The following is a 20,356-nucleotide window of genomic DNA, read 5'->3' as shown; positions in this document are numbered from 1 at the left end:
GATTCTGGCCATGGGGATTTTCGCGGTCATGGGCTGTGGAGGGATGGCACCGGAGGACTCCGGTGCCATCGAGACCGCCACCTCGGAGCAGGCGCTCACGATCGTGAAGGTGCCCCAGACCGTGGCAGCGGGCGCCTATCACTCCCTGTTCCTCAAGAAGGATGGAACGGTGTGGGCCTGGGGGCAGAACGTCACAGGGCAGCTCGGCACTGGCAGCGCCAGCGGCACCCCTCAGTCGCAGCCCGGCCGGGTGAACGGGCTGCCTTCCATCAAGACGATCGCCGCGGGCATCGGCCACTCGCTCGCGCTGGACGTGAGCGGCAACGTTTGGGCCTGGGGTCAGAATGCTTCCGGCCAGGCAGGCCTGGGGACCGTGGGGGGAACGGTGCTCGTTCCCACGAAGGTCGCGGCCCTCACCGGCATCAAGGCCATCGCGGCCAACGGGAACTTCTCGCTCGCGCTGGGCACGGACGGCCGGCTGTGGGCCTGGGGCCAGAACGCCTCCGGGCAGGTCGGCACCGGCAATACCAGCGCTGCGGTCGCCACACCTGTCGTGGTGCAGGGCCTGCCCGCCGTGCGCGCCATGGCCGCGGGCGTCAACCACGCGCTGGCGCTGGATGTCAACGGCAAGGTGTGGGGCTGGGGCCTGAATTCATCCGCCCAGGCTGGCACGGGCGCCACCAGCGCGGCGGTGCTGGCACCGGTGCAGGTCGCGGGGGTGCCGCTCGCCAAGGCCGTGGCGGCGGGCGCGGGTCACTCCCTCATCGTCGATGAGCAATTCGGCAACGTGTGGGCGTGGGGGCAGAACACCTTCGGCCAGGTGGGCACGGGCAGCACCAGCACGACGCCGGTGATGACGCCCACTCCAGTGAATGGCGTCTTCGCTGTGACGACCCTCGTCGCGGGACACAACAGCTCCCTGGCCATCATCGGGAATGGCCTGGCGGTGGCCTGGGGACACAATGCGTCGGGCCAGCTGGGCAACAGCAGCACGGCCAACAGCGCGTCGCCCGTGGGCGTCACGGGCATCTCGGATGCGACGGCGCTCGCAGCGGGGGCCCAGCACACGCTGGCCCTGCGGCCCGGTTGCCCCGTCTGGACGTGGGGCAACAACGGCCAGGGACAGCTCGGCACAGGCAACACGTCGACGGTGCCCATGACGGCGCCGGGGACGGCCCTCATCGCCAACACGTTCTACTTCGACGGCGACATGGACGGCTTCGGTGACGAGTACATGGCCGAGGAGTCCTGCGAGCCGTCCCCAGGCTACGTGGAGGACCTCGACTGCGACGACTACTCGGCCACCACCCATCCCGGCGCGGAGGAGACCTGCAATGGGATGGACGACGACTGCGACGGGGTGGTGGACAACGGCAATGCCAGTGGCGGGGCGGATTGCTCGACGGGGCAGCAGGGCGTCTGCGCGGCGGGAGTGACGGCGTGCACGAATGGCACCGTGGTGTGCCAGCAGCGCCAGACCGCCTCCGCCGAGCAGTGCGACAGCCTGGACAACGACTGCGACGGGCAGGTGGACGAAGGCAACCCGGGTGGACTCCAGGCGTGCGCCACCGGGCAGCTGGGGGTTTGCGGTGAGGGCGTGACGTACTGCACCCACGGGGTCCTCGAGTGCGCCCCCGTTCGTGGCGCCTCTCCGGAGGTGTGCGACGGCCTGGACAACGACTGCGACGGTCAACCGGATGACGGGCTGGCCTTCCAGTCGTGGTACCGCGATCAGGACGGCGACACCTACGGCCAGACGTCCCAGTCGGTGCAGGCCTGCGTCCAGCCTGCGGGGCATGTCCCGAATGCGGGCGACTGCAACGACAGCAATCCAGCCCTCAACCCTGGAGCCCCGGAGGTCTGCGATGGCGTGGACAACGACTGCGACTCCCTGGTCGACGAGGGCCTGCCCACTCAGACCTGGTATCGCGACGCGGACGGAGATGGCTTCGGCACCTCGGCGACGCCGCTGCAGAAGTGCAGCCAGCCCGCGGGCTACGTGTCGAAGGCGGGCGACTGCAATGACTCCAGCGCGGCCATCCGGCCTGGGGCGGCGGAGGTCTGCGACGGCGTGGACAACAACTGCAACGGGGTCATGGACGAAGCGGCTTCCGGTCCCGCAGGCTCCGCGTGCTTCGCCGCCGGGTTCCAGCGCGTTGCCGCTGGTGCCTCCCACACCGTGGCCCTGAAGCAGGACGGCACCGTCTGGGCCTGGGGCAACAACGAGTTCGGCCAGCTTGGGGACGGGACGACCACCGACCGCACGACGCCGGTCCAGGTCCAGGGCCTGACGGGCGTGACCGCCATTCACGCGAGTGGCTCCCACACCGTGGCCCTGAAGCAGGACGGCACCGTCTGGACCTGGGGCAGCAACAGCAACGGCCAGCTGGGGGACGGAACGAAAACCAACCGCTCGACGCCCGTACTGGTCGAGGGGCTGACCGGGGTCGCGACCGTTCATGCGGGGGACTACCACTCCGTCGCCCTGAAGCAGGACGGCACTGTCTGGGCCTGGGGCAACAATATCGAGGGCGAGCTCGGAGATGGGACCACCAGCACCCGCGTTCGCCCCGTGCTCGTCGCGGGACTGACCGGTGTCACGGCCCTTGGCGCTGGCGCGGCTCACACTGTCGCCCTGAAGCAGGACGGCACCCTCTGGGCCTGGGGCTTCAATAGCGCCGGGCAGCTTGGAGACGGGACGACGACGTTCTACCGCACCACGCCCGTGCGGGTGCTGGGACTGACGGGTGTCACCGCCGTCTACGGTGGCGCGGCCCACACCTTCGCGCGAAAGCAGGACGGCACCCTCTGGGCCTGGGGCTACAATGGCTACGGCCAGCTCGGCGACGGGACGATGACCGATCGCACTTCGCCGGTGCGGGTGCAGCTCTCGGGCTTGACCGGCGTGACGGCCTTGTTCCCTGGCGGCACTCCCATCAATGGCGGCTACCACACCGTGGCCTTGAAGTCGGACGGCAGCGTGTGGGCCTGGGGCTACAACGCTTACGGCCAGCTGGGCGACGGGACGACGACCCAGCGCACGACGCCGGTGCAGATCCAGGGACTGACCAGCGTCAGCGCCCTGGTGGCTGGCGGGAGTCACACGGCGGCCGTGAAGCAGGACGGCAGCGTCTGGGCCTGGGGCAGCAACAGCAACGGCCAGCTGGGTGACGGGACGACGACCCAGCGCACGACGCCGGTGCAGGTCAAGGGCCCGGCCCTTCCGTAGCTCCGGGTTCAACAGGAAGAGCGGCCCCGGGAAGTCGCACGAGACTTCCCGGGGCGCTCTCAACGAGCCTTCGCGCGACCTAGAAGAGTGGGGTGCTTGCAGGCACGCAGCTGTAGCGGGTCGGGCCATCGAGGCCGAGCTGGCCGTCGGTGTTGGCCCCCCAGGACCAGAGGGTTCCGTCGTAGCCCAGCGCCAGGGAGTAGACCTCGAACTGACGGGTGGACAGTCCCGAGGCCACGCTCTGGATCCCACTCAGGTTGGGGACCCGGACGGGAACAGCACTGGAGACGAGGGTGCCGATCCCCAATGCGCCCTCGGAGTTCGAACCCCAGGTCCACACGGTGCCGTCGGAGCGGACCGCTATGGAATGATGGCTGCCCGCGGACACCGCCACGACGCCGCTCAAGCCGGTCACCTGCGCTGGTGGATGCGATGTCACCGTGTCGCCGAGTCCCAGCTCTCCAGAGCCATTGGAGCCCCAGGCCCAAAGAGTGCCGTCGGAACGCACCGCGAGAACGTGGCGCTCTCCCGCATCTAGAGAGACGACATTGCTCACCCCCGGCACCCGGATAGGTCTGTTGCGCTGCTCGGTAGTGCCATCGCCCAATTCTCCCTCCCAGTTGCCGCCCCAGGCCCAGACGCTCCCGTCATAGTGCAAGGCGAGAGAGAAGTCGGCCCCACCGGCGATCGCAACGATGCCGCTCAAGCCCGGTACCTGGATGGGACGGTATTGCCAGTTCGTAGACCCAATCCCCAATTCTCCAGCCCAGTTGCTGCCCCAGGCCCAGACCGTCCCGTCGTAGCGCAGCGCCAGCGAATGATTGTCGCCAGCTGCCACCGCGATAATCCCATCCAGCCCCGGAACCTGCGTGGGAACCCTGCGCTGACCCGTCCCCCCCAGGCCGAGTTGCCCATATTCGTCGTCCCCCCAGGTCCAGACGGTCCCGTCGTAAAGCATCGCCAGGGAATGGTACCCGCCTGCGGAGATTGCTCCGACATTGCTCAATCCCTCGAGTCGGGTCAGAGCCGAGCGTGGAGCTGGATCATCCAATCCGAGCTGGCCCACGCTGTTGTCGCCCATTGCCCAGACGGTGCCATCGAAATCCTGCGCGAGGACGTGGTTGGCACCCGCTGACACTGCCATGATGGAATCCATCCCGGGCACCTGTCCCGGAGTGGCCCGTGCGCTCGTGGTTCCATCGCCTCGCTGGCCCTGACGGTTTTCGCCCCAGCTCCAGACCGAGCCATCCGCGCGCATGGCCAGGACGTGGTTCTCTCCCACGCTCACGGAAACAAATCCACCTGGGGGACCGGACACGGGCTGAGGCACCGTGGCTCCCTGCCGGTTCCCCGCTCCCAATTGACCACTGTTGTTCAGTCCCCAGGACCAGAGGCTGCCGTCCAAACGCAACACCAGGGCAGAGGTTCCACCTGCGGCCACGGTGACAGCCCCCATCAAGCCTGCGACCCGCACGGGTGACTTGTCGAACACCGAGTTCCACCCCCCACTTGTACCCTGGTGAGTAAATCTCGATCCCCAGGCCCAGACGGTGCCATCCGAGCGAACCACCACGGAGCTGGAGGAACTCGCTCCCAAGGCCACGACATCTGTCATTCCAGGAACGGGCAGCGCTGTAGGCCGGCGCGTGGTGGTGCCATCACCCATCTGACCGGAGTCGTTCCGTCCCCAGGCCCAGAGGGTCTTGTCCGAGCGCAGGGCCAGGACATGGCCTAGACCGATGGCAACAGAGGTAACTCCGTTTAAGCCAGAGACGAGACCGGGCAGCGAGCGAGAGTTCATCGAGCCGTCACCGAGCTGCCCCTGGGAGTTGCTACCCCAAGCCCACACGCTGCCATCGGCGCGTAGCGCCACAGAGGTCGAACCGCCCGCCGCCACGGCTGTGACCGCCGTCAAGCCCGAGACTTGCACCGGCGTGGTTCGACGGAGCATCGTGCCGTCCCCAAGCTGGCCCTCGTAATTATTGCCCCACGCCCACACCGTGCCGTCGGTACGCAGGGCAAGGGAATGGCCGTAACCCGCGGCCACGGCCACGACCCCGCTCAGTCCTGACACCTGGACCGGCGTGGAAGTGCTCGTCGTGGAGCCGTTTCCCAACTGACCGTAGCTGTTTTCGCCCGAGGCCCGGACCGTTCCGTCAGGACGCACGACCAGGGAGTGATAGCTGCCCGCCGCGATGCACCCCATGGTGAGGCAGGGGCGCGGACGGTTGAGGAACGCTTCGAGCACGGCCGCGCGGTGGGGCAGGAAGACGTTCACCACCGCTGGGGACAGCAGGAAGCGCGTGCCCTCCGGCCCCGCCTCCGCGGTCTCGCTTGTGTGCGTGAAGCCCAGCGACCGGGGCCACGTCTGGGGCAGGCCCACGTTGGCGCCGTTGCTCAGGTCATGGCAGCCCGCGCACGACAGCGCCTTGGCGCGCTGGATGATGTGGTCCGGCGTCAGCGGGCTCCCGATGCGCGTGAGCTCCGTCTGGAGCGCCGACCGGAGCGTGCCGCCGCTGCCGAACTGGACGCTGTAGTTGTTCTCCGACCCTTGCGCCTGGCTCTGGCCGCCGTTGAAGCGGTCCGGCACCTCGTAGTTGAAGAGGTTGAGGTCCGCCACCGCCAGCGCCGCCACCTGGCCGGGGAGGAAGGCACGGAAGTCCGCCGCGAGCGGGTGCGTGGACGTGGGGCTGAACAGGTTCCCAAAGGGGTTCACCTTGTCCGTCACGGCCACGGCCTTGAGTGAGGTGCAACCGGTGCCGCCGCAGGTCTTCTGGAGCTTGAACTCGCGCAGCATCCAGTTGGACTGCATGAACATGTTGGTGCGGATCTGCCCCGTGCCCCGGCCGGCCTCCGCACCGTAGTTGTCGACGTGCACCACGGGCCGGAAGCCGGGCAGGCCCTGGAAGTAGAACTGCTGGAGCGCGGCGGCGCGGGAGGCCAGGTCGCCATTGGCCGACAGGTCCTTCCAGAACCGCGCGACGGCCAGGCAGCCCTCCAGCCCCTTCGCGGGGGCGGGGTTGGGGAGCGAGGCCTCGAAGATGATGAAGTTGCGGTTCGCCGAGCTGCTCGAACCGGAGCGCTTCGCGAAGACCATGCGGTACTCACCGCAGTCCGCGCCGTCCACCGGGGCCAGGTCGAACCGGTTGAAGAGCCCCACCGCCATGTACGCATTGCCCGAGTTCGGGTCCGCGAACGGATCCACCTGGACCTGGGAACCCTCGGCCGGGCGGCAAAGGTAGGGATAGCCATTGAACGCAGGGTTGCCGCTGCCATCCACCTGGTCGTTGCAGTGTCCGCCCAGGCCCAGGCCCGGCTTGGGGTTCTGGGTGTCCCAGAGCTGGCGGAAGAGCTGCAGGCTGGTGAGGCCCGGCACGCCGCTCTGCGCGACGAGCTGATCCATCACCTGCTTCAGCGTGAAGGTGCTGACGATGGCCTGCTCGGTGACCGCGAGCGAGCGGCGAGGATCCAGTGTCACGCCCGCCGAGGGGACGGCCCCCTGCGGCGCCCGGAAGCTCAAGCCGATGCCTCGACGCTCCGAGTGGAGCGTCGTCGCCCCCTGCGTCACGAGTTCCTGGGCCACTGCCCGGTCATGCTCGACTGGAGCGGCGGGGACAGCGTCGTCGGTAGGTGGGGCACAGCCCACGAACATGGCCAGAGCTAGCACCAGGGACCGGTGGATGGAGGAGGCAGGAGTCATGACAGGAGCAATCCGGAGGGGGCACGCGGAGGATCAGTCACACGCGCCCTGGGTTTTGAGACGAAGCCGCTTGGAGCGATAGGACACAGAGAAGCCTTCTCCATGAGCAATAAGCAAGCATTCCCGGGCTGTTCGACTTGGAAAGGAATCCTTGTCTTGGCGTGTCATCCGCGCGGCGGGTCCTGGTTACCCCTCCCTCAGGAATGACAGACACCGAACTCGATACAAATCAGCGCTGACACAAGACGGGGATTCGGTAGGTGCCCACACCGGAGGTCGGCTTGGACTGCCGTGGAGTGGGCCGGACTCAGGAGCGGGTGCACGGGCCCCGCATGTAGAGTCCCGCGCCGTTTTCTTGAGCCAGGCCCCCGTCCGCGTGGGCGCGGATTGCCTCTCGGGAAGGCCCATCCAGTTGTCCCCAGGAAAGAAGTCCATGAGGCAAGAGAGTCGAAGTGGGTTGGCCTGTCTGGCTTTGGGCCTGATGCTGGCATTGGTCGGCTGCGGTGGTTCGCGGTCACCCGCTGAAGCGGAAGGCAGCGCGCAGGTGGTGCTGACGGTGCCGCAGGCGTTGAGTGCCAGCGATGTGGTCCGGGTGGAGCTCACCACGTCCGGCCCCGGCATGACGACGCGCACGGATGCGCTGGTGAAGACGGGTGGGCAGTGGGGTGGGGTGCTGGGGCAGTTGCCCGCAGGCACCGGACGGACCTTCAGCGCGCAAGCGTTCGATGCGTCCAACACCGTGCGCTACGCGGGTCAGGTGACGCCCGTCACCATCCAGGCCGGGCAGACCACGGCCGTCACGCTGCTGCTGCAGGAGGTGAATGCACCTGCGGCCTTCGACAACGCTGCGCCGCGGATTCTTTCGCTGGTGGCCAGTCCCGGCACTGTGGCGCCGGGCGGGCAGGTGACGCTGCAGGCCACCGCGGATGACCCGAACGCGGGCGACTCGCTCACGTATGCGTGGACGGCGCCATCAGGCAGCTTCAGCGCGCCCTCCAGCCTCGCCAGCAGTTGGACAGCACCAGGGGCAGCGGGCCAGGTGGTGTTGACGTTGACGGTGACGGACTCCAAGGGCGCCAGCGCTTCGCTCAGCGTCACCATCACGGTGAGCACCGGCAATGGCAGTGCGGCCGTCAACGTCGCCTTCAACACCTGGCCCCAGGTGACTGGGGTGACAGTCCTGCCGTCCTCTGTCGCCGTGGGTCAGGCCACTCAGGTGACGGCAGCCGCGAGCGACGCGGATGGCGACAGCCTCACCTACCAGTGGACGGCTTCGTGCGCGGGCACGTGGACGAATGCCGCTTCCGCCAGCGCCGGCTTTACGCCCTCGGCCCAGCCCTCCGGCGGCACCTGCAAGCTGACGGTCCTGGTGCAGGATGGCCGGGGCGGGCAGGGCACGGGCAGTCTCACCTTCTACGTTTCAACGTCGCCCACCGCCGGGCAGTTCCCGCCCGAGGTGGTGGAGACTTTCCAGTCCGTTGCCTCGGTGCCCGCGGGCGGAGGCACCGTCGTCTTCCGGGTGAAGGCGAAGGACCCGCAGGGCAGCGCGCTTTCCTTCGCCTGGGCCATCAGCGCGGGCACCCTGGGCACGGCCACCAGCACCGCCATCACCAGCGAAGTCCTCTGGACGGCGCCCTCCTGCATCCCCTCGGGAACCCCGCCCACCGTGACGGCTACCGTCACCAACGCCCTGGGCCTCTCCGCCTCCTATCTCTTCTCCCTCCAGGGAGGGAGCGCCTGCGCCGCAGGCTTCGGAGCTCATCTCGCCGCTGGAGACCACCACACGCTCGCCTTGAAGCAGGACGGCACCGTCTGGGCCTGGGGTTCCAACGTCTCCGGCCAATTGGGCGACGGGACACAGACGGACCGCCTCACGCCAGTGCAAGTGATGAATCTCTGACGAGGCGCTGGGCGCTTGCGCGTTTGGCAGGCGCCCTTGGGCGGTACACAGTCTTGTCACCAGGCCAGCAGCAGCCCGGCGGCGGCACCGCCCAGCACCAGCCACGCGGAGTTGACGCGCCAGCGGAGCAGCAACGCCGCACCCGCCACGGCCAGGGCCACCGTCCATCCATCCACCAGGGCCGCGCGTCCCAACTGCCACGTCACCACAGCCATGAGGGCCAGCGACGCCGCGTTGACGCCATCAAGCACCGCACCCGCGGTCCGCGACTTGCGAAGCCGGGGCACCAGCGGACCGCTGAGCGCCACGAAGACGAAGGCGGGCAGGAAGATGCCCAGCGTGGCGAGCCCCGCGCCGGGCGTGCCGCCCACCAGGTAGCCGATGAACGTCGCGGTGGTGAAGACGGGGCCCGGCGTGAACTGGCCCACGGCCACCGCGTCCAGGAGCTGGGCTTCCGTGAGCCAGCCCCAGTGTTCGACGAGGTCCGCGCGCAGGAAGGCCAGCAGCACGTAACCGCTGCCGAACAGCACGCTGCCGACCTTGAGGAAGAATAGGAAGAGCCCACCCAGGCTGAACGGCACCGAAGCCGTAACTACCGTCGCGCCGTGCAGGGCGAATGGCGCCAGCACGAGCGTTGAACCGGAAGCCGGTGCCGACCGCGCACGAAGCCACGCAGCCAGGGCAGCGCCGGACACAGCCAGGATGAGCAGCTCGTTGACTCCAAGCGCGCTCGCCACGGCCGCGCCGATGGCCACGGCGATCCGGGGGCGCGTCGTGAGGGCCGTCTTTCCGAGCCCCCACAAGGCCTGTAGCACCACGGCCAGGATGACGGGTTTGACGCCGTACAGGAGGGCGCCGGCCTGGGGCAGGGTGCCAAACCGCACGTAGGCCCAGGCGGCCGCGAGCGTCAGGAGCATCGCCGGGACGATGAAGCACACGCCGGCCACCAGCAGCCCGGGCCAGCCAGCACGCCGGTGGCCCAGGTGGATGGCCAGCTCGGTGGAGTTGGGGCCGGGGATGAGGTGGGTGGCGCCCAGCAGGTCGAGGAACTCCTCGCGGGGCAGCCACTGGCGCCGCCGCACGAGTTCGTCTTCCATCATCGCGATGTGAGCAGCGGGGCCCCCGAAGGACGTCAGTCCGAGCCGGAGGAAGACCCGCGCGACTTCACCAATGGGGGGCACGACCCGGGCTTCTACCAGGGTTCGGGGCGCCCATGGTGCCCAGGAAGAGTGGGGCGCGGTCGTGCCCCCGAGGACAAGCACAAGCGAAGCCCAGCCCCCCGCAGGACCTCCGTGGAAGCGCGTCCATGATGGCGAAAGACTATCAAACCCGGCCGTGGCCCAAGCATCCGCCATGTTCTGGGTTGGTTTGCATTCAACTGGACAGTCTGCCCGTTCGAATAAGGGGTGGTCTTGTGCGCTGGCAACCCGGTCAATCTAGGCTTGGCAGGCTTCACGCACCTTCCTCGAACGGAGCACGCACATGCGCAAGCTGATGATGAAGTCATTGCTGACTGTGTCGGCGGTCCTTTCCTTGACGCCCGCAACTGCGCTGGCCCTGTTCCCCGATTGTGACACGTGGTGCACCGAGATTGAGCACTCGATTGTCCCTTGCTCCTGGCGTTGTACGAAGCCCTTTACCAGCCAAACCACCACCTGCGGTGAGTGGGTGGCGTCCTACGGGTACCAATACCCGGACGCCGTCTGCGCGCCGGGCTTCGCAGCCCCCGAGGCGTCGTGCGACGCCGTGACGCAGGACTCCGAGGAAGGCTCGGAGGAGGTCTGCCGCGAGCCCGGGCAAGCGGAGGACATGCAGCCGTAGGCTGGCTGACGTCATCCAGGCGCCGCCGGCGCTCCAGTCTCCGGCGTCGCCGTCGGCACCGACCTTCACGGCGAATCGCCTTGTCTACAGCCGCGCCGAAGGCTCCGTAGCCCTCAGCGGCACGAGTCTGGAATGGCGTAGGTGGAGTTGGAGGCCGGTGAATTGGTGGCTCTTGCACGCCAAGGACGGCGTGCCCGCATCCACCGTACCGGCGTCCCGGGTGCCTCCATCTGACTGGAGTGAGGAGGCGACCACGCCTGCGTCAGAGAAGCAGGGGGACCCAGCGAAACGGCCCCAGAAGAAGAACCCGGGACGCCGCTGGTTACGAGAAGAAGCACCGCGCTACCGCTTGAGGGGATGCGCGGAACGCTCTGCGAAACCGGGGCAACTTCACTCACCACGGCCATCAGCAAGATGCAGAGAGCGGGGTGAGGCGCGGACTCAAGCGCCTCACCTCGCCATCACGACGGGGCGCAACGTCGTGATTGGTTGACGCTCACCGGCACCTGCCAAATTTGCAGAATGTCCCCTCAGGGCAGCTTCCATACATGCATGAGCCGTCTGGGGTGCAGCCAATGACCGGTGCACACTCATTATGCGTCTCCGAGCAGGCCACTGTCGAGCCGACGCAACTGCCCGAGCCGTTGCACCTATCATTGATCGTGCAATCGTCACCGTCACCACACGATGCGCCATTCGCCTTGGGGGCATACGTGCAATTGTTTCCGGAGCAGATGCCCACAGACTCGTAGCACTGGCCAGGAGGCGTGTTGCAGGTGCTCGCGCCGCCACACGTCCCCGCTCCGTTACACACGTCGTTGACCGTGCAGGACTGTCCATCGTTGCACGGCGTGCCCTGGGGCATGGGCAGGTACGAGCAGGAGCCGTTCGAGCATACGCCGTTGGTCTGGTAGCACTGCGTGTTCGGCGGCGTATTGCAGACAAGGGTCGAGCCGGAGCAGGTGCCTGTGCTACCGCACGTGTCGTTCACGGTGCAGGAGTTGCCATCGTCGCAGAGGGTACCGGTCGCCTTGAGGGGATAGTTGCACTGGTTGCCCGAGCAGGTGCCAACGGGCTGCTGGCATTGACTCGAAGGCGTGTTGCAGGTGCGCACCGTACTCGCTCCGCAGGTGCCCGCCCCGTCGCAGATCTCGCCCAGGCTGCAGTAGTCACCGTCATCACAGGACGCACCAAATGCCTTGTACGGGTAGACACAGATGGCCTCCTCGCACGTCCCCGAGGACTGATGACAGGTGCTCGGCGGCATGGTGCAAGGGCCAGGGCAGGGGGAGCCGGGTGCCGTGATGTTGAGCGTGATGGGGCCCGAGGACTTCCCGTACCCGTCCACAACGATGGTGTAGCCAGTGCCGGTTGCGAGGGTCACTGTCACGGACGACCACGTATTTCCACCCGGCTCGTCGTCATTGCAGCCAACGACGTTGGTGGAGTTGTTCACCGGGTGGACTGTCAGCACCGTGTCCAGAGCCGACCCCTCGGTGGTGAACTTGAAAACCCCAGAGAATGGCGGCGTCCACGTATAGGAGATGTCGGGCGCGGTATTGGTCCCCCCGCAGTTCGAGGAGACCTCATTCGTCTTTCCCACCGTCGTCGCCGTGGCCAGGGGCTTGCCCAAGGCGCTCCCGAGGTCCCCTCCATGAAACGCCTGCACCTGCATGGCGAACTGCGGCCCGTCCACCCCGCCTTGGGCTTCATTCTCCTGCACGGGTCCGCACGCAAGCGGGAACACCAGACCGCAGGCCGCGATAAGCCCCGCCAACAAAACGCCAGTTTTGAAATGCCCCATTGAGCTTCCCCCTCCAAGGAGTACAGGCGCAGCAGCAATGACAGTTCCATTCACTGAGACAGTCAGTGACTGACGCCCATTGCCCGTGTCTTATAAGGTTGGAATACCAGGAAGGTCCAGGAAAGATGGCTGCGGCGCAAAGAATCAGTTGGATGCCGCGAGCGCGTACCAGCCCGGCACGTCGGCATTGTAAAGCGACAGCAGAAGTTGCCCCCGTCATCCGGTGCAGGTGCACGGCACCAATTACTGACGAGTCGCTGGGCGCTTGCGTTTTTGGCAGGCGCCCTTGGACGGTAGACAGGCTTGTCACGAAGGGCGCCGGCCTGGGGCAGGGTGCCAAAACGCACGTAGGCCCAGGCGGCCGCGAGCGTGAGGAGCATCGCCGGGACGATGAAGCACACCCCGGCCACGACCAGCCCGGGCCAGCCGGCGCGCCGGTGGCCCAGGTGGAGGGCCAGCTCGGTGGAGTTCGGGCCCGGGATGAGGTGGGTGGCGCCCAGCAGGTCGAGGAACTCCTCACGGGGCAACCACTGGCGCCGCCGCACGAGCTCGTCTTCCATCATCGCGATGTGGGACGCATGGTTCAAAGCTCCAGTGGCCCACGAACCCGGGACGGCGCGGAGCTTAGCCTCCGTCGGTAGGCTACATTCGCGCAGTGACCTCAGAGGGTTTCTCGGTGGCAGAGGTGGCGTGCGCGCTGGGGCAGCCCGTCGCGACCGTCGAGGTGCTGGCGACATTCGCTTCGGCGACGGCGACCGTCGCGCGGCTGCGGGTCCGGTTCGCGGACGGCTCCCAGCGGGTCGCGATCGGCAAGCGGGCCACGGGGGCTGAGGCGGCGGCGGCGCGCCGCGAGCGCCGGTTCTTTGAGCGGCTCGCACCGTGCTGGGACCACCCGGCACCGAAACTGCTCGGCGTCAGCGACGACGCGGTCAGCGTGCTGCTGCTCACCGAGGATCTCGAGGCGCAGGGATATCGCGCGGTCGGCACAGCGGTGTCGGAGCCCGAGTTCCATGGCGCGATCGACGCGCTGGTCGGCTTGCATGCGCGGTTCTGGGATGCGCTGCCACTGGAGGTGCTTGAAGCTGGGGGGAGTCCCGAGCCGTCGGTGACCCAGGCCGTGCAGGCGTGGCCACCGACGGTGATCGCCGCCAATGCGATCGCGGTGCGCGAGGCATCGGAGCGATTCGCCGTGGGGCTCGAGGCTGGGGAGCGCGCGTTGCTCGCGGATGTGCTGGCGGCGTGGGCGCCGCGGTTCGTTGAACGCACGGCAGCAGGCCGGGGGATGACGCTGATCCACGCTGACTTTCACTGCTTCGGCAACGTCCTGTTCGTTCCCGGTGCCCCTCGACCGCGCGTGATTGACTGGTCGGAAATCAAGCCCGGCCTGGGGCCGCACGACCTGGCGTATTGCCTGATGGGGCTGCCGTGCGTGGATCGCGCACGCCGCGATGACGCGCTCATGCGGCGCTATTGGGAGGGCCTGTGCGCTGCGGGGATCCGCGACTACTCCTGGCCGCTTTGCCAGTGGGACCACCGGTTCTCGGTGCTCACCAACCTGTTCCAGGCGGTGTTTCAGGGCAGTGAGGTGTGGTTTCGCAAGACCGCCGCGGCCGTCGATGCGCTCGACGCGTGTGCGGCGCTGGCCGAGCCGCCGCCGCTGTAAGGAGCCTTTTCAGACTCCGGATGGAGTCGCCGAAGTCCTATTGCGGCTGGATTCGACAGGGATCGGGACTGAGTGAGCAGGGGACGGCTTTGGATGCGTCCCCACCAAGCCCCAGAGCCCCAGTTTACATAACGCTTCTTATCAGACGTTTTGACTAGGGGTTCCCCAAGGATTCCAGGCGCTTCCCCGGACCACCCCAGGCCTCCATGGACGTCCCCGCAACCGGCCCGGCGACCTTCGCGGACCTCGGATTGCACCCGCATCCGTCGTCAGCAAGTCCCTCGCGCAGCTCCGACAACTACGTGTCGTCGGGGTCGTCCACGTGGTCCAGGTACGCCTGAAGCTGTGCCCGGTAAAGCGGCACCACCTCCGCTGCCATCGCGTCCTCGAGCACCTTCCGCGCCCCGGCCCTATCCCCGTTCTCCTTGAGCGAGTCCGACGCTCCGAACGCGCGTCCGAGGCGATATGTGCCCTCGCGCGTCCGTCGGTGGATCTCCCTCACGAGCGTGGCTGTGGCCGACGCGCTGACCAGGGCTGCCTCGGCATCCGCATGGGTCATTCCCACCTGTGGCGCCATCCTGCGCAAAAGCGCTGGCAGCTCAGGGTCGTGCGGCAACTCCGCGCCGTTCGCGAGCACGAGCCCCAGGTCGATCACCTTCCGCCAGTCATCGGACGTCACTGCGCCACCCCAGGCCCACACATGTCGAACGGCCATTGCCGCTGCCCTCTGCAGCGCTCCATGCATGAGCCGCAAGGACCGCCCCAGTGCGGCTTCTTCGTGGACTGGCATCGGGCATACATGTCGATGCAGTGTTGCCGCCAACCGTCGTCCGCGTCTTCACTTGCGGCTGTGCCGGTAGCCTTCTCGAACTCGCGAGCCCCCTGCATCAACGTCGCGGCTTCGCTCTCTGTCATCCCGCACGCTTCGGGGAGCCGGAACTTCTTGAGGCAACACACGGTGCTCAGGTCGCCCGGCCGGCACGCGTCCGCCGCTTGCGCCAGGTAGTCGCTCGTGGAGCCGCGTCCTGTCTCATGCGCGACGGTTGAGCATCCCGAGGTGAAGGCTAGGCAGAACCCAGCCGCGGTCCAGCGAATCGCGTTCATCGAGCGAAACCTGATAGCACACCGTCGACCACCCACCTCCGGCCCACCGACGCTCGAATTGGGTGCTTCCCGAGCCCGGTTCCGGAACGTACCTTGCCGGCCCATGCGCCACTTCCGACGAACCGGACTCGCCGCGCTGTGCGGCCTCACCGCGGCCCTGCTGACGGGCTGTCCCGACAAGACGCCCCAAGGCCCCGTGGACGGCGGCGCCACCAGCGCCACGTCGACCCCGGATGCGGCTCCCGAGGCCGTGGTCTTCACGCTCCAGTACCAGTCGCCGGACGCCGGCATGGCGCTCATCCCCCTGGCCCTCGAAGAAAAGCCGCTCGTCGAGCCCACCTCCGACCTGGAGCTGCGCAGCACCCTGGGGCTCAAGAACTACCGCGTCCGGCTGATGGACGAAGCCGACCGGGCCATGGTCTCCGACGACTCCGTGTCCGAGTCCGATGACGGCCTCGTGTACCGCATCCACCTGCCGCAGCCGCTCAAGACCGGCTACTCGTACACCCTGGTCGTGGACGCCCAGACGGGCTCGGCGTTCCAGGACTCGCGCGGCCGCGACGTGGACGACCTCCGGGCCTCGTTCCAGATCATCGGCGACAAGGAAAAGGCCAAGCCGCCTCCGCCGCCCCCCGCCAAGGGCGGCAAGAAGAAGCACAAGTAGCCGTCACTCCTGGGTTTCGGACTGCCCCGGCGCCTGATCCGGCAACGGCTCGGGCGTGGCCGGCGCCGGCGTCGGCAGGTTCAGCGCCGTGCGGAGCTCCCGCAGCTTCGCCTGGATGAGCCGCATGTTCCCCGGGCCCATCCGCAGCAGGTGCTTCTGGGCCTTGCTCAGCCCCTCCAGCTCCGGCGACGCGTAGACATACAGCGCGCCCTTGGGCTCCACCTCCACCGGCCCCTTTGGCACCGGCACCGCCAGCAGATGCTGGATGGCCCGGCCGAAGGCCGTCTCGAAGCCCTGGTCCGGCGGCGCGATCTCCCGGTACGCCTGGTCGATGAGCGGCTTCAGCTCGCGGTACACCATCGCCGCGCCGGACGCGTCCAGCGAGCCCAGCACCCGGGCCACCAGGTCGTAGCGCGCGTAGCTCAGCGGCGCGATCTCCGAGCGCCCGTTCGCCCCGGCCGCGCCCACCTGGAACGCCCCTGCGGGCGCCATGAACAACAGCGAGGCCCGGGGGCTCTCACCGTCGGCGATGTTGCTCACGGACGCGGTGAACCGGCGCGCCAGGTCGCGCTCCTGGAGCCACCGCGCCAGCTCCGGGTCCACCGACAGCTTGCCCACCAGGTCGCGGATCCGCGCGTCGCTCTCCGGCAGCGACACCTCCGGGGGCGCTTGCGCCACGCCCGCGTCCACCACGGCGGGCGCCGTCACCACGGGCGCCTGCTCGGTCTGGCGCCGCAGGCCGAAGTACGAAGCCACCACGCCCACGACCATCAGCGCGATCAGGATGCCCAGGACCTTGCCCCGCGACGGAGCCTTGGGCGGCTCGGCCTCCGGCGGCGGTGGAACTCCTCCAGGGCCCTGATTCACGAAGTTCGGATCACTCATGGTCCCGGACCTTACAGACAGGCCTCCGAGCCATTCCACGCGGGCGTGAACAAACCGCGCGGCCGGTGTTCACCGCGCGGAGAAGACCTCGTCCGGCAGGCGCCAGAGCTGGCCGTCCTCGGGCGACAGGACGAAGCCACCGGGCAGGAGGTGCACCGACGTGACGGCCTCCGTGGACAGCGGCAGCTCCCACGCGCACACGGGCCGCAGCGAGCCGGGGTCCAGTTGAAGCAGGTACCACTCCCCCGCCTCCAACAGGTCCTCCACCGCCACCAGCACCGCCCCCGCCGTCACGAGCCCGGTGTACCCCGTGGCGAGCGTGCCCTGTTCCGGCAGCAGGAACTCCGCCGCCATCCGGGCCTCCGGATACGTCCAGCGCCGCACCCAGGTGCCGCCCACGCCAATGAAGCCCGAGCCATCCGGGAAGAAGCCCGCCGGATAGAACGGCGCATCCACCGACGCCACCGCCGCGCCGCGCACGAGCCCCGCCGCGCCACGCTCCACGAACGTGAGCCACGTGCCCTCCTGGCCCTGGCTCACCGCCACCCCCATCACCGGCAGGCTCGGATGCGGCATCCATTCGTGCAGCCCGTCCAGGTCGTCCTCGCCCAGCGGCGGCGTGTCCAGCGGGAGCCCGGCCTCCGTCCCCGCGACGTCTGATAACGTTCGGGCATCCAGGACGTGCACGGACGCCCGCCCATCCCGCGCGCCGCTCGTCCACAGCCCCTGGCCGGTGACGTCGAACCCCAGCGCCTGCGTCTGCCGCGTCCAGGCCCGCGCCGGCGTCTCCACCGGACCGCCGTCCGGCGACTGGCCCACCATCTCGATCCGCCCCGGACCCAGCACCGCCGCGCCCCGCAGCGACGGATGCAGGGCCACGAGCTGCGCCGTCCGGGGCAGCTCCAGCGCACGCCCGGGCGGCCAGGCTTCGCGAGCTTCGAGCACCGCGACGCGCCGCGCGCCCACGGCCAGCCCCACCGCGTCCCCCGAAGGCGTCAGGAGGAAGCCGTCACCCGCCCACTCCGCGTCCGTCAGCGGCAGGGCCGTGAGCCGGGTGAGCGCCACGCGGCGGCTGGGAATGCCCCAGAGGGTGCCGGGCCGCGGCCGGCCGACCCAGGGGACTACCTGGCCGCTCAGGAATCCTGCTCCATGGCCCGCACGCGCGCGAGCGTGTCCAGGTCGCGCTCGGTGGGGCCCAGTTCCAGCAGCAGCCGGCTCACGTCGTAGAGCAGGTCCCCGCGCTCGAACACCTTCAGCCGGGGGACGTCCAGGTTCAGGTCGTCCGCGCCCTTGTTGTACGCGAGGTCCATCAGCGACCGGAGCTGGAACGAGTCGTAGAGGTTGTACTCCACCAGGTAGCGCAGGGCCTCCACGTCGCCGCGCCGCAGGTACGCGCGCCACAGCAGCACCGCGTCGTAGCCGTTGACGCCCTTCAAGTGCGGCGGCCGGCCCACGCCCAGCTTGTCTTCAATCTCCTTCAGCCCGCCGCCCATCCCCAGCCGCCGCGTGACGAAGCGCAAATCAATGTGCGCCTCCGGCACCGGGAAGTTCTTCGCGCCGAAGTACTCCTTCAGCACCGGCACGTCGAAGCACGAGCCGTTGAACGTCACCCACAGCCGCCGCGTCGCCATCGCCTCCGGCAGCGCGTCCATGTTCCGGCCCTGGATGAAGACGTGCAGCCCCGCGGCGTCGAACAGGCTCACCACCGTGGGCACCTGCGTCTGGCTGCCGTCCGTCTCGATGTCGAAGTAGACGGCGTCGTCCTGGAACACGGGGAACAGGCGCCAGTGCTCGCGCGGCGGCACCATGCGAGCCAGCTCCTTCAGGTCCTTCCGGGCCAGGGCCTCGCGCGCCTCCGCGATGCGCTGGCGGGCCACCGTGTCCGCCTTGCGGCTGATGACGATGCCGCCGTCCGGGAAGTCATCCCAGGTCCGGATGCCCTTGGACCACAGGTCCTTCTCGCGCCACGGCCCCACGCCGGGGATGTGCTGGAACGTGTGCAGCAGCATCAATCGAGCGCACCCAGCCTTCCCGCCAAGAGGTCGTCCAACAGCGGCACGTCCGCCTCGCAGAACGGCAGCGCCTGCATCTCCGTGGGCGTGTGGAACGCCAGCTGGTGCGCGCCCAGCGGCTTCGGCTCGCCGGACACCAGCGTGGCCGCGTACACCGCCAGCTCCACCGTGAGGTCCGGGTACGTGTGCCGGCCCTCCCACAGGCGGCGGCCCACGGACAGCTCCACGTCCAGCTCCTCGCGGCACTCGCGCGCGAGGGCGGCCTCGTCCGTCTCGCCGGCCTCCACCTTGCCGCCGGGGAACTCCCAGAGGAGCGCGCGGCTGCCGCCAGGAAGGCGCTGCTGGACCAGGTACCGCGGCCCGCCGTCTTCCGGGCCGGGCCGGGGAATCAGCGCGGCCACCACCCGCACCGTCCGGGGCACGGCGCGCGTCACCCGCGCGGCCCCTTCTTCACGTTGTTCATGTCCAGCGAGTACAGGTACGCGTTGTTGGACAGCACGTACACCCGCGAGCCCACGACGAACGGCGGCGCGGAGATGCCCACGCCCGGGTTCCACGACAGGCGCGTCTTGCCCGTCGTCGGGTCCACGAACAGCAGCGCACGCTCGTTGGGCACCAGGAGCATTCCCCGGGCCAACACCGGAGCGAGCGCCGTCCTGTCCTTGAGGGGGAGCGACCAGATGAGCTTCCCCGTCTCCCCCAGGTAGGCGTCCACGCGGCCGTCGCCGGTGGCGAACACCACTTCGCCCCGGGACAAGAGCGAGGTCAGGCCTCCCACGCTGGTGTTCCAGATGACGGCGCCGGTGTCCGCCTCCAGGGCGTACAGGCCGTTCTTGTACGACGCGACGTAGAGCCGCCCCGCCGAGTCGATGGCCGGCGTGGTGTCCACGTCCAGGAACTCCGTCCCCGCGCCCGACAGGGACTTCTCCCAGACGACGCCGCCGTCCTCCAGCTTGAGGGCGACGAGGAAGCCGTCGGAGAAGCCGACGTACGCGGTGCCCTGGTCCACCTTCGGCGCGGAGGCGCCGCGGATGGTGAAGCCGGACGGCGGGTCGCGCCGGTACTGCCACACCCACGTGCCGTCCGTCGCCTTCACCGCGAACACCGTGTCGGTGTCCGTGGCCACCAGCACCAGGCCGTCCGCGAGCACCGGCACCGTGGCCAGCGATTCGTTGGTGGCGTACTTCCACTTCACCGCGCCGGTGCGGCCGTCGAGCGCGTACAGCACGCCGTCACCGCCCGGCATGTAGAGGACGCCCTCGCTGGCGATGCCGCCCGCGAGCGCCCGGGCGCCCGTGCGGAAGGACCAGGCCACCTGCCCGTCCGGCCCCACCGCGCGGATGTAGCCGTCACGCGTCTGGACGATGACGTTCCGGCTCTCCGGGTCGTACACCGGGGAGGCGGGCTCGCGCGGCGAGTACTCCAGCAGCGGGACCTTGTCGACGAGGCCCTTCCACCAGTCCACCTGGAAGTACTCCACCGGCGGCTGGCGGGGCGCCGCGGGCAGCTCCGGGTTGCCGTGCAGCGGCGCCCGGGCACACCCGGCCAGGAGCCCCACCCCGGCCACCATTCCT

The 20,356-nt window shown here is 68.7% G+C and carries 13 protein-coding genes and 1 pseudogene; 5 read left to right on the top strand and 9 right to left on the bottom strand.

Annotated features, from left to right (window positions below; translation table 11 throughout):
* Positions 1–43: 43 nt before the first annotated feature.
* Entirely contained in the window at positions 44–3,229 is a 3,186-nt protein-coding gene (locus D7W79_RS11960) for an RCC1 domain-containing protein (protein WP_158616947.1), read from the top strand.
* A 79-nt stretch (positions 3,230–3,308) separates the two neighbouring features.
* Here D7W79_RS11960 and D7W79_RS44940 read toward each other — a convergent pair whose 3' ends face one another.
* Positions 3,309–6,812, bottom strand: coding sequence for an RCC1-like domain-containing protein (locus D7W79_RS44940; protein WP_244221720.1), 3,504 nt, complete (start codon positions 6,810–6,812; stop codon positions 3,309–3,311).
* Between the two features lie 550 nt (positions 6,813–7,362).
* On the opposite strand from D7W79_RS44940, the pseudogene D7W79_RS11950 reads away from it, so the two are divergent.
* Positions 7,363–8,817, top strand: a pseudogene (locus D7W79_RS11950) (Ig-like domain-containing protein); the annotation flags it as partial.
* Positions 8,818–8,885: 68 nt separating this feature from the next.
* On the opposite strand, the gene chrA reads toward D7W79_RS11950, so the two are convergent.
* Positions 8,886–10,010 carry a chromate efflux transporter gene (gene chrA / locus D7W79_RS11945; RefSeq protein WP_244221718.1) on the bottom strand — a complete coding sequence of 375 codons (1,125 nt, stop codon included), beginning with the start codon at positions 10,008–10,010 and terminating at the stop codon, positions 8,886–8,888.
* A gap of 301 nt (positions 10,011–10,311) precedes the next feature.
* On the opposite strand from chrA, the gene D7W79_RS11940 reads away from it, so the two are divergent.
* Complete coding sequence (locus D7W79_RS11940) at positions 10,312–10,650, top strand: hypothetical protein (RefSeq protein ID WP_120525494.1); 339 nt, start codon at positions 10,312–10,314, stop codon at positions 10,648–10,650.
* Between the two features lie 1,866 nt (positions 10,651–12,516).
* On the opposite strand, the gene D7W79_RS45725 is transcribed toward D7W79_RS11940, so the two are convergent.
* Positions 12,517–13,017: a chromate transporter gene (locus tag D7W79_RS45725; RefSeq protein ID WP_276375350.1), complete on the bottom strand. Its 501-nt coding sequence runs from the start codon at positions 13,015–13,017 to the stop codon at positions 12,517–12,519.
* A 92-nt stretch (positions 13,018–13,109) separates the two neighbouring features.
* Here D7W79_RS45725 and D7W79_RS11930 point away from each other — a divergent pair, with 92 nt between their 5' ends.
* Positions 13,110–14,117, top strand: coding sequence for a phosphotransferase family protein (locus D7W79_RS11930; protein WP_208729706.1), 1,008 nt, complete (start codon positions 13,110–13,112; stop codon positions 14,115–14,117).
* 298 nt (positions 14,118–14,415) lie between these two features.
* Here D7W79_RS11930 and D7W79_RS11925 read toward each other — a convergent pair whose 3' ends face one another.
* Positions 14,416–14,796: a DUSAM domain-containing protein gene (locus tag D7W79_RS11925; RefSeq protein WP_158616945.1), complete on the bottom strand. Its 381-nt coding sequence runs from the start codon at positions 14,794–14,796 to the stop codon at positions 14,416–14,418.
* 528 nt (positions 14,797–15,324) lie between these two features.
* On the opposite strand from D7W79_RS11925, the gene D7W79_RS11920 reads away from it, so the two are divergent.
* Positions 15,325–15,885, top strand: a complete 561-nt coding sequence (locus D7W79_RS11920; protein WP_120525491.1) for a hypothetical protein — start codon at positions 15,325–15,327, stop codon at positions 15,883–15,885.
* A 3-nt stretch (positions 15,886–15,888) separates the two neighbouring features.
* On the opposite strand, the gene D7W79_RS11915 is transcribed toward D7W79_RS11920, so the two are convergent.
* From D7W79_RS11915 to D7W79_RS11895, 5 genes are all read right to left on the bottom strand, one after another.
* Positions 15,889–16,770: a DUF3014 domain-containing protein gene (locus tag D7W79_RS11915; protein ID WP_120525490.1), complete on the bottom strand. Its 882-nt coding sequence runs from the start codon at positions 16,768–16,770 to the stop codon at positions 15,889–15,891.
* Positions 16,771–16,839: 69 nt separating this feature from the next.
* Positions 16,840–17,835: a hypothetical protein gene (locus D7W79_RS11910; protein WP_120525489.1), complete on the bottom strand. Its 996-nt coding sequence runs from the start codon at positions 17,833–17,835 to the stop codon at positions 16,840–16,842.
* Between the two features lie 68 nt (positions 17,836–17,903).
* Positions 17,904–18,779, bottom strand: a complete 876-nt coding sequence (locus D7W79_RS11905) for a ribonuclease H-like domain-containing protein (RefSeq protein ID WP_120525488.1) — start codon at positions 18,777–18,779, stop codon at positions 17,904–17,906.
* A complete protein-coding gene (locus tag D7W79_RS11900) occupies positions 18,779–19,216 on the bottom strand; it encodes a (deoxy)nucleoside triphosphate pyrophosphohydrolase (protein WP_120525487.1) in 438 nt (145 codons plus the stop codon). Before D7W79_RS11900 ends, D7W79_RS11905 begins: the two co-directional genes overlap by 1 nt.
* On the bottom strand, positions 19,213–20,356 hold a 1,144-nt coding region (locus tag D7W79_RS11895), incomplete at its 5' end, for an outer membrane protein assembly factor BamB family protein (RefSeq protein ID WP_439099190.1). The genes D7W79_RS11895 and D7W79_RS11900, both read right to left, overlap by 4 nt.

The organism is Corallococcus exercitus (assembly GCF_003611585.1).
In the GTDB taxonomy this organism is placed as follows: Bacteria; Myxococcota; Myxococcia; order Myxococcales; family Myxococcaceae; genus Corallococcus; species Corallococcus exercitus.
The sequence above is the reverse complement of the archived record's forward strand: the minus strand, read 5'-3'. Positions and strand labels throughout refer to the sequence as shown.

Excerpts from the sequence above, each read along its gene's own strand:
- D7W79_RS11905 (WP_120525488.1), bottom strand. The coding sequence starts at position 18,779 with ATGCTGCTGCACACGTTCCAGCACATCCCCGGCGTGGGGCCGTGGCGC.
- D7W79_RS11920 (WP_120525491.1), top strand. The coding sequence starts at position 15,325 with ATGCGCCACTTCCGACGAACCGGACTCGCCGCGCTGTGCGGCCTCACC.
- D7W79_RS11960 (WP_158616947.1), top strand. The coding sequence starts at position 44 with ATGGCACCGGAGGACTCCGGTGCCATCGAGACCGCCACCTCGGAGCAG.
- D7W79_RS11915 (WP_120525490.1), bottom strand. The coding sequence starts at position 16,770 with ATGAGTGATCCGAACTTCGTGAATCAGGGCCCTGGAGGAGTTCCACCG.
- D7W79_RS11940 (WP_120525494.1), top strand. The coding sequence starts at position 10,312 with ATGCGCAAGCTGATGATGAAGTCATTGCTGACTGTGTCGGCGGTCCTT.
- D7W79_RS45725 (WP_276375350.1), bottom strand. The coding sequence starts at position 13,017 with ATGATGGAAGACGAGCTCGTGCGGCGGCGCCAGTGGTTGCCCCGTGAG.